The organism is Pseudomonas sp. Pseusp3 (genome assembly GCF_047304225.1).
GTDB lineage: Bacteria > Pseudomonadota > Gammaproteobacteria > Pseudomonadales > Pseudomonadaceae > Aquipseudomonas > Aquipseudomonas fluorescens_CD.
The window spans coordinates 1-14,535 of the sequence record NZ_JBGLYV010000127.1 but is presented as its reverse complement, the minus strand read 5'-3'; the positions used below and the strand labels follow the sequence as shown (position 1 = coordinate 14,535).

The 14,535-nt window shown below is 61.6% G+C and carries 11 protein-coding genes and 1 pseudogene; 6 read left to right on the top strand and 6 right to left on the bottom strand.

Annotated features, from left to right (window positions below):
• Positions 1–10 precede the first annotated feature (10 nt).
• Positions 11–535, bottom strand: a complete 525-nt coding sequence (locus tag ACCD00_RS27315; protein ID WP_413428389.1) for a DUF962 domain-containing protein — start codon at positions 533–535, stop codon at positions 11–13.
• Between the two features lie 83 nt (positions 536–618).
• Between ACCD00_RS27315 and ACCD00_RS27310 the strand changes: the two genes are divergently transcribed.
• The gene (locus ACCD00_RS27310) at positions 619–1,305 is read left to right on the top strand and encodes a Crp/Fnr family transcriptional regulator (RefSeq protein ID WP_413428388.1); all 687 of its coding nucleotides are present in this window, start codon (positions 619–621) and stop codon (positions 1,303–1,305) included.
• A 76-nt stretch (positions 1,306–1,381) separates the two neighbouring features.
• On the opposite strand, the gene ACCD00_RS27305 is transcribed toward ACCD00_RS27310, so the two are convergent.
• A complete protein-coding gene (locus tag ACCD00_RS27305; protein WP_413428387.1) occupies positions 1,382–2,386 on the bottom strand; it encodes an AraC family transcriptional regulator in 1,005 nt (334 codons plus the stop codon).
• A 100-nt stretch (positions 2,387–2,486) separates the two neighbouring features.
• Here ACCD00_RS27305 and ACCD00_RS27300 point away from each other — a divergent pair, with 100 nt between their 5' ends.
• Complete coding sequence (locus ACCD00_RS27300) at positions 2,487–3,560, top strand: fatty acid desaturase (protein ID WP_413428386.1); 1,074 nt, start codon at positions 2,487–2,489, stop codon at positions 3,558–3,560.
• Positions 3,561–3,690: 130 nt separating this feature from the next.
• Here the strand turns inward: ACCD00_RS27300 and ACCD00_RS27295 are convergent, their stop codons facing one another.
• The 3 genes from ACCD00_RS27295 to ACCD00_RS27285 are packed head-to-tail and all read right to left on the bottom strand — an operon-like array spanning position 3,691 to position 7,727.
• Positions 3,691–5,301, bottom strand: coding sequence for an arylsulfatase (locus tag ACCD00_RS27295; protein WP_413428385.1), 1,611 nt, complete (start codon positions 5,299–5,301; stop codon positions 3,691–3,693).
• A 15-nt stretch (positions 5,302–5,316) separates the two neighbouring features.
• Entirely contained in the window at positions 5,317–6,132 is an 816-nt protein-coding gene (locus ACCD00_RS27290) for an ABC transporter ATP-binding protein (protein ID WP_413428384.1), read from the bottom strand.
• Positions 6,129–7,727: an ABC transporter permease gene (locus tag ACCD00_RS27285; protein WP_413428383.1), complete on the bottom strand. Its 1,599-nt coding sequence runs from the start codon at positions 7,725–7,727 to the stop codon at positions 6,129–6,131. The genes ACCD00_RS27290 and ACCD00_RS27285 overlap by 4 nt, the downstream gene beginning before the upstream one ends.
• A gap of 400 nt (positions 7,728–8,127) precedes the next feature.
• Between ACCD00_RS27285 and ACCD00_RS27280 the strand changes: the two genes are divergently transcribed.
• Entirely contained in the window at positions 8,128–9,141 is a 1,014-nt protein-coding gene (locus ACCD00_RS27280) for an ABC transporter substrate-binding protein (RefSeq protein WP_413428382.1), read from the top strand.
• 120 nt (positions 9,142–9,261) lie between these two features.
• Here the strand turns inward: ACCD00_RS27280 and ACCD00_RS27275 are convergent, their stop codons facing one another.
• Positions 9,262–10,182: a LysR family transcriptional regulator gene (locus ACCD00_RS27275; protein WP_413428381.1), complete on the bottom strand. Its 921-nt coding sequence runs from the start codon at positions 10,180–10,182 to the stop codon at positions 9,262–9,264.
• Between the two features lie 183 nt (positions 10,183–10,365).
• Here ACCD00_RS27275 and ACCD00_RS27270 point away from each other — a divergent pair, with 183 nt between their 5' ends.
• The 3 genes and pseudogenes from ACCD00_RS27270 to ACCD00_RS27260 all read left to right on the top strand — a co-directional run.
• Entirely contained in the window at positions 10,366–11,286 is a 921-nt protein-coding gene (locus ACCD00_RS27270; protein WP_413428380.1) for a TauD/TfdA dioxygenase family protein, read from the top strand.
• A gap of 134 nt (positions 11,287–11,420) precedes the next feature.
• A complete protein-coding gene (locus tag ACCD00_RS27265; protein WP_413428379.1) occupies positions 11,421–13,781 on the top strand; it encodes a TonB-dependent receptor in 2,361 nt (786 codons plus the stop codon).
• A 260-nt stretch (positions 13,782–14,041) separates the two neighbouring features.
• Positions 14,042–14,535, top strand: a pseudogene (locus ACCD00_RS27260) (energy transducer TonB); the annotation flags it as partial.

Below are 14,535 nucleotides of genomic sequence, written 5' to 3'. Positions count from 1 at the left end.
CGATGGCGATCTAGACTGCAGCACGCTTCGGATTGACCCGCACCCCACCCGCCCGCGCCTCGATCTGCTCTTTCAGCTCATGCCGCATTCCCAGCATGAATGCCAACTCCGCCACCACGAACAGCGGCCCGACAATCAACCCGGTCACGTCATCGACAAATGCCGGTTTGCGCCCTTCGTAGTGATGGCCGACAAACTGGATCGCCCAACCGATCACGAACATCGCCACGCCGCTGCCCAGCCACACCAGCGTGCTTTGCTGTGCCAGCGCATGACCGGCCCAGACGCTCAGCCCGAGCAACACGGTCATCAACACGCCCAGGCGCAACTCCAGACGCAGGTAAAACCACGCCGATGCCAGCGAGACGAGCACCGCCGGTGACAGCCATACGCCGCCCAGCGACCATTGCGGCCGAGACAGCAACACCGCGACGGCGACCACGATCAGCGGAATGCCGATAAAGTGCGATGCGATGTTGCGTGGGTCACGGTGGTAGGCGGCGTATTGACTGAGGTGGTCGACGAGGCTTTTCATTGTTGTTCTCCTGTGGGGTGACTGATCATGCCCCGGGGCCACTTCTCGCTCTGTCAGCCAGGCGACAATCTCTAGGAGTTTTCATGGATATGCAGGTTTGGCGTCCACGCCTGATGAGCGGTCAGTGGTTCAGCCATTTGCCTGTTTCCCTACAGGATAGTCTGCTGTCGGTGGCCAGGGTGCGGCGCTTGTCTGCGGGCCAGCGGCTGTTCAAGCGCGGCGATCCGCCCTGCGGCCTGTACGCGGTACTTGAAGGCGCGGTGCGCGTCGGTGCCGTGAGCGAGCAGGGCAAGGAAGCGTTGCTGAGCCTGGTGGAACCGCCACACTGGTTCGGTGAAATCTGCCTGTTCGATGGCCAGCCACGCACCCACGATGCGTACGGCGTGGGCCAGTGCACGCTGCTGCACATTCCCCAGAACACCTTGCTGGCACTGCTCGACGAGCATCCGCAGCACTGGCGGCAACTGGCGTTGCTGATGAGCCAGAAATTACGCATGACCTTCATCAACCTCGAACAATTGAGCCTGTTGCCGGCCCCGGCACGGCTGGCGCACCGTTTGTTGATGATCGCCGAAGGCTATGGCGAGACCATCCCTGCGCGCCGCGTTCTGCAACTGCCCCAGGAGCAACTTGCTTCAATGTTGTCGCTGTCGCGCCAGACCACCAACCAGATTCTCAAGGAACTGCAGGGACAGGGGATCATTGGGCTGAGTTACGGCGAAATTGAAATCCTCGACGCTGCCCGGTTACGGACACTGGCCACGATTTAACAGTTCACGCAGGCCCAATGTGGGAGCGGGCTTGCTCGCGAAGAGGCCGGATAAGGCAATCCACCTCCAGGATCTGTCACCGCAACCCATCCCGAAACTGCCCCGGTGTCATCCCCGTCCAGCGCTTGAACGCGCGACTGAAGCTGCTGGTGTCGGCAAACCCGAGCAGATAACTGATTTCGCTCAGCGACACCTGCGGGTCACGCAGGTGCAGCAGCGCGAGGTTTTCGCGGCTTTCGTTGAGCAGCGTATCGAACCGGCAGCCTTCATCCGCCAGGTGTCGTTGCAGGCTGCGCAGGCTCAGGTGCAGGGCCTTGGCGATGTGCTCGGCGCTGGGTTCGCCTTCGGGCAGTTGTTCTTCAATGGCGTCGCGGACCTTGCGCTCCCACGTCAGCGGCTTGAGTTGCGCCAGGGTTCGCTTGAGCACGGTTTCATTGTGTTCGGCCAGTTCCGGGTTGGCATCATCCAGGTGGCTGTCGAAGTCGATGAGGGAGAATTCCAGTCGATCCTCTTCGGCGCCGAAGTGCACGGGCGAGCGAAAGACTTTATGCCATTGGTGTGCGTCTGTCGGTTCCGGACGGCGCAGGTAGGTCGCCAGTGGCGCGTATTCGCGGCCCAGGCGATTGCGGCAGGTGCGTACGTAGATCGCCATGAACGCATCGATGGCTTCGAAGGCCGGGGCCGGGTTGCCGGAAGGGATTTTCAGACGGAAACGGTAGCGATCCTCAGCGCGGGTCAGCTCCAGTTCCAGGGCGTCGCTGACCACTTGGTGATAACGCACGATGCGCTCGAACACCTCCCGTAAACTGCCGCTGGCCACCAGCGCATAACCCAGCGCATGGAAGGTGGTCGGGCTGACGAAGCGCGAAACCCGCAGGCCAATCGCCGGGTCGCCGCTGACCTGTACCGCCAACGCCCACAGCTGTGTGGTGCCTGACAGCGGGTATCGGGCGTTCGGGTCGTCCATCAACTGTGGATCGAGCCCCGCTTGATGGCACAGCGCGGTGCTGTCGATGCCCAGGGCATCGAGTTGCTTGCGCAGGGCGCGGGTCCAGCTGGCGAGTGAGGTCGGTTCGGTCATGCTGATTGGCGCTTCCGGTCAACAGGTTGGCGTTCTCGGCTACCGCGTTGCTAGGGTACGCAAGGCAGGATGCAACCATCAATAACCAGAGGATGGAAGCATGGACCGTACTTCTGCAAGCCCCCAACGACTGAATGCAGCTCAACGATCAGCCCATATCCGTGAAGTGGTGCTGGCCAGAGGCGTCGAATTGCGCGAGCAATACCCGATTCTCAAGCATCAGGACGCCCTCGGCGCAGGCATTCTGGCCTTCGCCCTGGCCGGTATGATCGGTTCGGCCGCGCTCTACCTGACCGGGCACATGGCCTGGTGGGCGTGCCTGCTGCTCAATGGGTTTTTCGCCTCGTTGACCCACGAGCTGGAGCACGACCTGATCCACAGCATGTACTTCCGCAAGCAGAAGGTGCCGCACAATCTGATGATGGGCCTGGTGTGGCTGGCAAGGCCAAGCACCATCAACCCGTGGATTCGCCGCCACCTGCACCTCAACCACCACAAGGTCTCCGGCTCCGAAGCCGACATGGAGGAACGCGCCATCACCAACGGCGAGCCATGGGGGTTCGCACGGTTCCTGATGATTGGCGACAACATCATGTCGTCATTGATCCGCATGCTGCGGGCCAAGAGCTGGGCCATGAAGTTCAGCATCATCCAGCGCACGCTGAAGGTCTACGCGCCGCTGGCGTTGATGCATTGGGGCGCGTGGTATGTGTTTCTCGGTTTCCACGCAGCGAATGGCGTGGCGCAACTGATGGGCGCACCGATCGAGTGGTCGGCGACGACGTTGTCGGTGATGCAGGTGATCGACATCGCGGCAGTCGTGATCATCGGCCCGAACGTGTTGCGCACGTTCTGCCTGCATTTCATCAGCTCGAACATGCATTACTACGGTGACATCGAGCCGGGGAACGTGATGCAGCAGTGCCAGGTGCTGAACGCACGGTGGCTGTGGCCGTTGCAGGCGTTCTGCTTCAACTTTGGCAGCAGCCACGGGATCCATCACTTTGTGGTGAAGGAACCGTTCTACATCCGCCAGCTCACCGTGCCGGTGGGGCACAAGGTGATGCGCGAGATGGGCGTGCGGTTCAATGATTTCGGCACGTTTGCGCGGGCCAACCGGTTTGAGCGCAAGGAAGAAGTGGTCGGGGACAAGGTGCGTACAGCTCAGGCTTAGTAGTCGTTTGAAAGGGCCTCTTCGCGGGCAAGCCCGCTCCCACAGGGTTTATCGGTGTGAATGAGATCCTCGCATCACACCGGCCATTGTGGGAGCGGGCTTGCTCGCGAAGGGGCCGGATCAGGCAATATCAATCCGGCTGAAACGGCGACTCACTCAAGATCACCCCGGTCTCATCCACATAGCGCTGCCAATGTTCGATCAAGGCACTGAGCCTCTGCGGTTGGCTCGACGCCAGGTCATGAATCTCCCCCGGATCGTTGCCCAGGTCATACAGCTGCCAGGTCGCCGGCCCCACCGGCCCCGGGATGTACACCGCCTTCCATTGCCCCTGTCGAATCGCCCGCCGACCGAACAGTTCCCACCCGGTAACGGTGTGTTCGTCATGCACCTGCGCGGTCTCGCCCGACAGGAACCCAAGCCACGACTTCCCGCGAACTTCCGCCACGGGTTTGCCGTGCCATTGCTTGCCCGGATGGCGCACGCCGGCCAGGTCGAGAATGGTCGGCGTGATGTCCATCACGGTGCCGAAACCGTGGCTGATCTGTCCCTTGAGCGGCAGCTGCGGGTAATGCACCAGCGCCGGTACGCGGATTCCGCCTTCGGTGGTGAAGGCCTTGAACAAGCGAGACGGCGCGGTCGCTACTTGCGCCCAATTCGGCCCGTACCAGACATAGGAATTGGCGCGGCCAATGTTGTCCAGGCTGTTGTCGTAATGCTGGTTGAGATAGGTCAGCAACTGCGGGCCGAATTTCGGGAACGCCTCCAGCAATGCCCCTTCGGCGCCGTTATCGGACATGAACAGGATGAAGGTGTTGTCCAGTTGCCCTTGCTGGCGCAGGTAGTCGACGACGCGGCCGATGTTCCAGTCCATGCGCTCGACCATTGCCGCATAAACCTCCATGGCACGAGCGGAGATCTGCCGTTGTTCGTCGCTCAGGGCATCCCACTGTGCACTCAGCTGGATCAGCGGATGGGGTTCGACATCGGCCTCGATCAGCCCCAGTTTTTTGAGCTTTTCCAGGCGCTCGAGTCGCAGCACTTCAGGGCCGGCGTCATAGCGTCCGCGGTATTTTTCCACCACGTCGGCCGGCGCCTGCAACGGCCAGTGGGGTGCGGAAAATGGCAGGTAGGCGAAGAACGGTCGGGTTTGGTCGCGCTCCTTGAGGTATTGCAGCAGCTTGTCGCCAAAGGCATCGGAAGAATAAAAATCCTTCGGCAGTTCATCGATGAATTGGTCGTCTTCGATGTACAGCGCCGGCGTCGATTTCAGCAGCCGTGGCGTCGTTTCATCGTAGGTCGGCTCGAAGCCGTAATGGTTGGCCGCGCCGGGCAACAGCGAAAACGAACGCTCGAAACCCCGGGCGTGGGGCGCCAGTTCTGCGGTCAGGCCCAGGTGCCATTTGCCGCTCATCAACGTCTGGTAGCCCGCCTCGCGCAGCAGCTCGGGCAGGGCGACCACGCGGTCGTTAAGGTGCCCTTCGTAACCCGGTTTACCGATCAGGTCCGGGGTCAGGGCTTCGGCCATGGTACCGATGCCGGCGATGTGGTGGTCGGTGCCGGTCAGCAGCATCGAACGGGTCGGCGAGCAGGTCGGTGCGGTGTGAAAGTCGGTCAGGCGCAGGCCATTGTTGGCCAGCGCGTCGAGGTTCGGCGTGCTGATTTCGCCGCCGAAGGCGCCGAGGTCGGAGAAGCCGAGGTCATCGGCCAGGATCACTAGAAAGTTGGGGCGTTGCGGCATCAAGAATTTCCTTTCTCAGTAGGCAATGAAGGACAGCGGCAGATCGCGGACCTGCACCGGCACCGGGGGCTGGTAGTGATCGTCGCTGGTGAGCTCGTGAAGCAGTTCTTCGCGCAATTGGTGGAAGTCGAAGCTGCTGCGCTGGCGCGGATGGGGCAGGGCAATGTCGACCACTTGCTTGATCCGGCCCGGACGAGGCTCCATCACCACCACGCGGTCGGCGAGGAAGATCGCTTCCTCGACATCGTGGGTGACCAGCACGGTGGTGATTTTTGCCCGCGCGCGGATCGCCAGCAGTTCGTCCTGCATCTGCTGGCGGGTCAGCGCATCGAGGGCGCCGAAGGGCTCGTCCAGCAGCAGAATCCGTGGGCTGGCTACCAGGCCGCGAGCAATGGCCACGCGTTGCGCCATGCCGCCGGAGAGCTGGTGCGGATAGGCGCGGGCGAAGTCGCCGAGGCCCACCAGTTCGATGAAGTCATGGATACGCTTTTGCTTTTGCGCAGCGCTCAATGGTTCGTTGACCAGGCCCAGGCCGATGTTGTCGGCCACGCTCAGCCACGGGAACAAGCGGTGTTCCTGGAAGACGATGCCGCGCTCGCCGCCGATGCCCGTGACAGCTTTTCCGTCCACGCTGATCTGCCCGTGAAATTGCGTATCGAGGCCCACCAGCAGCCGCAGCAACGTGGATTTGCCGCAACCGCTGGAGCCGACGATGGCGACGAACTCGCCCTCGGCGATGTCCAGGTTGAATTCGCGAATGGCCTCCAGTTCGAAGCCATCGACGTCGAAGGTTTTGCCCACGTGATTGAAGCTGACAATCGGTGTGTTCATGCGTGTCTCCAGCGAGTGGCGCGGATTTCCAGGCGTTGGCCAATGAGATTGAGCAGGGCACCCGTGAGGCCCACCAGCAGCATGCCGGCCATGATCAGGTCCATGCGCAGCAGTTGCTGGGCGCCGATCATCTGGCTGCCGATGCCGCCGTTGGACGGCATGAAATATTCGGCGCCGATGGTGCCGAGCCAGGCGTAGATCAGGCTCAGCCTTAGCCCGGCGAAAATTCCCGGCGCGGCGCCCGGCAACACCAGTCGACCGAGGCGCTGACGCAGATTCAGGCGCAACACCTGCGCGGCCTCGTTCAATTGCGGTGACAGGTGGGCAACGCTGCGTTGGGTGGCGATAAACAGCGGGAAAAATGCGGCGAGGGCAACGAACACCCACTTGGCCAATTCGCCCAGGCCGAACCACGCGGTGAGCAACGGCACCCAGGCGAAAATGGCGATCTGGCGAATGGCGGCGAGGGTTGGGCCGAGCACCCGTTCACTGGTACGCGACAACCCCAGCAGCAGCCCCAATGCAAACCCCGACCCGCCACCGAGCAGCAACCCGCCAAGGGTTCGGCCCAGGCTCAGGGCCATGCCGCCAAGCAGTGTGCCGTCGAGCAAACCACTCCAAGTGGTCTGCAAGACCGCCAGCGGACTGACCAGAATGTTCGCGTCGATCCACTGCTGATCCGAGGCCAGTTGCCACAACGCCAGAAGCGCCAGTGGCAGCAGCCACGGTTGCAGGCGTTGCCAGCCTTGATAACGCGTTCCGCGACGGATTTCGGCGGTGGCGGGGTGCGGCCAGTGCACCAGTTTCCTGTCCAGCAGACCGATGCCGCGATCCATCGCCACGCCGATCAAGCCGATCACCACAATGCACACGAATACGATGTCGAGCATGAACAACTGTCGTGCCCAGACCATCAGGTAACCGATGCCTTCGCTGGACGCGAGCAGTTCGACAGCGAGCAGCGAAGTCCAGCCGGCGGCCAGGGCGAGGCGCACACCGGCCATGAATGCCGGCAGTGCGGCAGGCAGCACCAGGCGTCGGATCAACAGGTGCCTGGGCAGGCGCAACACGGCGGCGGCTTCGCGCAGCCTTGGTTGCGCATCGCGCACGCCGACCAACGTATGCAGGGTCACCGGCACCACGATGGCCTTGATCAACACCACCAGCTTCAGCACTTCACCGATGCCGAAAAACACCATGAACAAAGGAATCCAGGCCAGGGTCGGGACTTGCGCCAACCCGGCGAAGGTTGGAAACACGAGGCGCTCCAGGCGACGACTGAAACCCAGTGCCGCCCCCAGGACAGCGCCTGCGCTGATCCCGGCCAGCAAGCCCCAGAGCAAGCGTTGCAGGCTGATCCACAAGTGGCTCCACAGCTCGCCTTGGGACAATTCAACGGCGCTGCTCCAGACCAGGGATGGAGCCGGCAGGATTTGCTCGCTCATCCAGTGATTGCGGCTGGCGAGCCACCAGAGGCTGAACAGGAGAGTTGGCAACAACCATGGCAACAGCCGATGGTTCAGGCTCGGCCAGCGCTGCTTGCTTTCAAGCGACGGCGCGGGCAATGGCAGGCTGAGCAGAGAAACACGGGCCATGGGTGACCTCCGTTGTCGGGTTGCAATACAGGCCTGCCTTTTGTGGGAGCGGGCTTGCTCGCGAAAGCGGTGTATCAGGCAGCCATGAAGCGACTGACACTCCCTTTTCGCGAGCAAGCCCGCTCCCACAGGTTTCTAGGCGTATGCAAAATTGATCTATAAAAATTAAAATCAATGCTATTGAGAGATAAGCGAGACCATTTAAGGCCTCCATAAGCCACTGCATCCAATGCATTCGAAGAATATTTTTGATGCTGCCAAGGCATACGCCGCGGAGAGGTCCGCAGGCGTTGATATAGATCTAAATGGTCTAAAAATGTGAATTTATAGTATTTAAGTGTTGGTTCCACTTCAGCCTACTTTCGGCTCCTCAACGCCCGTTGCCCAAGGAGCCGCACCCATGAACCTTCCCTTCAAGCGTGTCATCAGTCTGTTCGCCGCACCGGCCCTGGCGGGTCTGCTGGCCTTCACGGCCAACGCCAGTGAGCTCAAGGAAATCCGCATCGCCGTGCCGGACCTGAGTGCCGGTACCCAGCACTCAGGTGGCGGTGTTGTGGACGTACTGCGCGATCAACAGATCTTCGAAAAGGCCTTTGCCGAACAGGGCATCAAGATTCAGTGGAGCTTCTTCAAGGGCGCCGGCCCGGTGATCAACGAGGCGTTCGCCAACGGTCAGGTGGACCTGGCCTACCTCGGCGACCTGGCAGCCATCATCGGCAAGTCCAACGGCCTGGATACGCGGTTGCTCAGCGCCTCGGCGCGCGGGGTCAAGCATTACCTCGGCGTGGTGCCGGGTTCGGGGATCAAGACCCTGCAAGACCTCAAGGGCAAGCGCGTGGCAATCTTCCGTGGCACCGCCAGCCAGTTGTCCTTCGATGCGGCGCTGGCCAGCCAGGGGTTGAGCGAGAAGGACGTGAAAGTCATCAACCTCGACTTCAACGCCGCGGTCGCGGCGCTGGCGGCGAAGCAGATCGATGCCTCGTGGGGCGGTTCCGGGCTCACGGCTTTGCAGGCCAAGGGGCTGGCCGAATTGCCACTCAATACCAAGGATCTGGAGGGTGCTGGCAGTGTGCAGGCGGTGTTGGTGGGCACCGGGAAGTTTGTCGACGAGCACCCGGAGGCGGTCGCCACACTGCTCAAGGCCCAACAGCAAGCGGTGACGTGGCTGACCCAGGAAGGCAACAAGGACGCCTACATCCAGCTGGTGTCGGGGCTGGCGAGTTATCCGGCGGTGATCCTCACGCAGGATCTGAAGGATCAGAAACTGAGCGAGGTATTTCCCTCCACGCTTGACCCGGTGTTCCTTGGCAAGTTGCAGGATGCGGTGGATCTGGCTTCGCAGCAGAAGCTGATTCGCAAGTCGTTCAAGGTCAGTGATTGGGTGGCGCCGCAGTTGGCGGCTGCGAAACTTTGAATTTTTGTCGTCAATGCGGACGCTTTCGCGAGCAAGTCGGATCGCCGCACCGCCGCTCCCACATTGGATTTGCGTCGTACACAAATCCAATGTGGGAGCGGGCTTGCTCGCGAAGGGGCCCTAAACCGCAACGCTGATCTGCTGCCTGTCCACCGCCACCAATGTCTCGATCATCGCCCGCGCCGCCGGTGACAACCGGAACCCCGTGCGGCTGACAATCCCGCACCGCGCATTCATGCTCTCGATGTTCTGCGGCAGGTTGCGCCAGTGCAACAGCGCCAGCGACCCCTGGGCAACGTCCTCGATAAACGCCTCTTGCGTTCCCACGCCGATGGCGTTGGATTGCAGCACCACTTTCACCAGCGCCGGGAAATGTTCGGTCTCGATGGTGGGCGAAAAATCCACCCGGCCACTGAGGTTTGCCAGCAGTTTGCGAATGCCTGGCGGGATCTTCGTGGTCGCCAGCGGGTAATCGAACATGTCGTTGGTCGACAGGCTCTCCTTGGCCAGCAGCGGATGCCCGGGGCGGCAGAAAAACACGCCGCGCTTGGGCGTCAATGGCTGGGTCTGGAAGTTCGGATCGGACTCGAAATGGCGGATGTCGGCGATGAAGAATTCGATCTCTTCACGGCTCAGGGCACGGCTGAGTTTTTCCCAGTTATCCACCTCGAAACAGGTGCGCACTTTCGGGTGTGCATTGATGAATTGCGCCACCGCATCCGGTACCAGTTTCACCGCCGGCGCCGGGCCGCATCCAAAGCGCAGCTCACCGGCATCGAGCTTGGTCATCTGCGTCACTTCGGCACTGAGCAACGCCGCACCCTGCACCAGGCTGCGGGCGTGTTGCAGCACCACCAAGCCTTCGGGAGTGGGGCGCAAGTCCTTGTTGCCACGGTCCACCAGGACGCAGCCGAACTCCTGCTCCAGCCCCTGAATGCTGCGGCTGAAGGCCGGCTGGGTAATGCCCATGGCCTCGGCTGCGCGCACGAAACTGCGGTGTTCGTCGAGGGCGATGAAGTAACGCAACTGGCGAAGATCCATATGCTTTTCCGGCATCCTAAAAATAGCTCGAAGGCATTTGCGACGAGGGTTGACTGAGGTTTTAAATGCAACCTCTTATTCCGTCAACGAAGCATGTAGATATCTATTAGATCTAAATTGAATATAGATAGAGCAGTGTTTCGCGGCCGGTTCAACCGCAAGCAGTCTGATGAGGGTCTACCCATGAGCAATGCCGCTTTCGCAGTACAACCCACTGTTCACGCGCTTGAGATCCACCCGGTGGCCGGTCGCATCGGTGCCGAAATCCGTGGTGTACAGCTTTCGGGCGAGCTGGATGCCGCCACTGTTGAAGCCATTCAACAGGCGCTGCTGCAATACAAAGTGATCTTCTTCCGCGAGCAGACCCAACTCGACGATCAGCGCCAGGAAGCGTTCGCCCACCTGCTCGGCGAACCGGTGGCGCACCCGACCGTACCGGTGCGCGAAGGCACGCGTTTTCTGCTGGAACTGGACGGTGCCGAAGGCCAGCGAGCCAGCTCCTGGCACACCGACGTGACCTTCGTCGAGGCCTACCCCAAAGCCTCGATCCTGCGTTCGGTGGTGGCCCCGGCTTTCGGCGGCGACACCCTGTGGGCCAACACCGCCACCGCCTACGACGGGTTGTCGGCGGAGCTGCGTGAGCTGGCCGACAAACTGGTCGCCGTGCACAGCAACGAATACGACTACGCCGGTACCCGGCCGGACGTCTCGGCCGAGAAGCTGGAGCGTTATCGCAAGATCTTCACCTCGACCGTCTACGAGACCGAGCACCCGGTGGTTCGCGTGCACCCGGTCAGCGGCGAGAAGAGCCTGTTGCTGGGGCATTTCGTCAAACGCATCAAGGGCTATTCCCAGGCTGATTCGGCGCACCTGTTCGGCTTGCTGCAAAGCCACGTGATCCGCCAGGAAAACATTGTGCGCTGGCGCTGGAAGGCGGGCGATGTGGCGATCTGGGATAACCGCTCCACACAGCATTACGCGGTGGATGACTACGGGACTCAGGACCGGATCGTGCGCCGGGTGACGCTCAAGGGTGAAGTGCCGGTGGGTGTGAATGGGCAGGTCAGTCAGACGGTGAAAGGGCCGGATATCGGCGGCGTCTGAGCCGACGCCTTCGCGAGCAAGCCCGCTCCCACAGGGGATCTCCAGTGTTCACACGGTCAGTGTGGGAGCGGGCTTGCTCGCGAAGGCGGCCTTTCAAGCAATAAAGAATTTCTTTTGATCGGGAACCCCGCCTTATGAGTCCGTTGCACTTCGCTCAAACCTCGTCACACCAACGGCTCAAACGCCTGCCTTTGGCCCTGCTGCTGGCAGGCAGCGCCGGTTGGACCCAAGGCTATGCGGCCGACAGCACCACCCCTGAAACCCCCTCCGCAAAAACCGCCACGGCTGACAATACGCAACTGGAAACCGTGACGGTCACTACGCGCCGCCGCGAAGAAAGTTCGCAGGATGTGCCGACGCCCATGAGCGTGGTCAGCGGCCAGACGCTGGAAGTCCAGCGGGTCTATCGCATCCAGGATTTGCAGCAACTGGTGCCCAGCGTCAACGTCGCCTACATGCATGCGCGCCAGTCCAGCGTGTCGATCCGTGGCCTGGGCAACAACCCGGCCAGCGATGGCCTGGAAGGCAGCGTCGGGTTGTACCTCGACAACGTTTACCTCGGCCGGCCGGGCATGGCGGTGTTCGACCTGATGGACATCGAGCAGCTCGAAGTGCTGCGCGGTCCGCAAGGCACCTTGTTCGGCAAGAACACCACCGCCGGCGTGATCAACATCAGCACCCGTGCGCCGACCTTTACCCCGGAGCGCAGCATCGAATCGTCGGTGGGCGAGGATGGTTATTTCCAGACCAAGGGCACGATTTCCGGGCCGCTGAACGACGAGCTGGCCGGACGTTTTTCTGCGTATCGCACCCGCAGCGACGGCGACATCAAGAACGAATTCGACGGCCATGACCTCAACGGTGGCTCGCGCGACGGCTTTCGCGCCCAGTTGCTTTTCAAGCCGAACGAAGCGTTCAACCTGCGCTGGATCGGCGACTACAACGAAGAAGACTCCAGCGCCGGCACCCGTGTGTTGTTCAACACCGGGCCGACCATCAATGGCATCAACCTTTACCAGCGCCGGGCCAATGCGGCGGGCGCGACACTGGTTGACGGTACGCACCGCAAGGTCAACCTGAACAACGACCAGCACGTCACCGTGCACCAGGGCGGCACCTCGGTCGAGGCGAACTGGGCGCTGCCGAGTGACTTCACCCTGACGTCCATCAGCTCCTATCGCTGGTGGAACTTCACCCCGCGCAATGATGACGGCCTGAACGTGTCCGCCTTCTTCAACGCCGGCGTTTCGGTTGAGGACAAGCAGTATTCCCAGGAATTTCGCCTGGCGTCGCCCACCGGCGGATTCTTCGATTACGTGCTCGGCGCCTATTACTTCGGTTCCGACCTGGACAACAAATCCTTCACCTTCAACGGCCCGCAAGCGGACATCTGGAATGGCACCCCGAATGGTGCACTGAACAACGTCGACAGCATCGGCAACGGTCATATCGAAACCAACAGCTTCGCCCTTTTCGCCCAAGGCACCTGGCACCTGACCGAGCGCCTGGATTTCACCGCCGGCCTGCGCGGCACCTATGAGGAGAAAAACGCCCGGGTGACCCGTGATGCACCGGCCGGTGGTGTCGCGGTTACCGGTGCGGCGGCCGCGGCACGACGCGCTCGCGCAGGGGCCTTCGATTCCGGCGATCTGAACCAGTACAGCGCCAGTCCCTCGGGCCTGTTGAACCTCAGCTACCGCCTCACCGACGACCTGCTCACCTATGCCACGTTGTCCCATGGCGAAAAATCCGGTGGGGTCAATCTGGCTGTCGGTACGGCGCTTGTGGCTGGCCCCGATTCGCTGCTGATCGGTACCGAGCGCGCCAACAACGCCGAACTCGGTTTCAAGAGCACCCTGTGGGACCGTCGCCTGCTACTGAATGCCAACGTGTTCTGGACCCAGGTCAACGGCTATCAGACCAACGCCTTCGACGAGGTCAATCGTGTGCAGTTCCTGACCAACGCCGGCTCGGTGCGCTCCCGTGGCGTGGAACTGGAAAGCACCCTGATCCCGTTGCGCGGCCTGACGCTGAACATCAACGGCTCGTACAACGACGTCAGCTACCTCTCGTACAAGGATGCGCCGTGCCCGCCGGAAGTCAGCCTGGCGCCGGGCGCTCCAGCGTCCTGCGACCTCACCGGACACCAAGTGGTGGGTGCTTCGAAATGGATCGGCAACGCCAACGGCGAATACAAGTGGAACCTGAGCAACGGCTTCGAAGAGTACGTCACCGCCAGCTACGCGTTCCGCTCCAAAGCGGTGGGCACGGTGGAAGATTCCGACTTCGGCCAGATCCCGAGTTATGCGCTGGTCAACCTGTCCACCGGCCTGCGCGGCGACTTCAACCAGGGGCAGTGGGACGTTTCGTTGTGGCTGAAAAACGCCTTCGACAAAACCTACTACACGACGCTATGGGCTGCCGCGAACGGCGGTTATGAAGGCCTGCTCGGCACGCCACGAACGCTGGGCGTGACCGGCCGATACGACTTCTGACGGTGAAAAAGCATGCCTTGAATGAATATTTTCAATGCAGGCAAGGCATCGGTTTTTCGCCATCGGGCCAGAGCCCTTGGATAGCGGGCTCTGGCGCTGAGCGACGGGTTTTGCATATGCGTTATCGGTCTAAATAAGTCATTAAAAATTACTTTAAGAACTAAGCGTTCCAGCCAATGATTTCTCCACCGGGATGTCGTCGGGGGGATGTTCACACGATGTTTCGGGTTATCCGCAAAGAGACCGCAGGGAGTGAAGCAATGGGCAATGTCCAGACCGCCGTCAGTGCACATGAAGTGCTGTGGCGCCAGGCACCCGGTGGTGAATTGGTCGACCTCGGTCGACCGCACCGGGTGCCCTTGGGCCAGTTGCGTTTGCAGCGCGCGCCCAAGGGCATCTTGAGTCGACGGGAGACGATCCTGCTCGGTGTGTTGGCGTTGCTGGTGCATGGCGCGGTGATTTACTGGGTCAATCAACAGCCGACCACGGTGTTGCCTGTCGTGCCGCCGCAGATTCCGCCGATGACCATCGAGTTCTCGCGTCCGGCGCCACCGGTGGTTGCGCCTGTGCCACCGCAACCCGTGCAGCCAGTGGTTGAGCCGCCACCACCGGTGGAAGACGAACTGGCCGTGAAGCCTCCTCCACCGAAGCCGGTACCCAAGCCCAAGCCAGTTGCCAAACCGGTAGCGAAACCAGCGCCAAAGGCTGTTGAGCACCCCCCCGCGCCACCGCAACCGGCAGCGCCCGTCGCGGC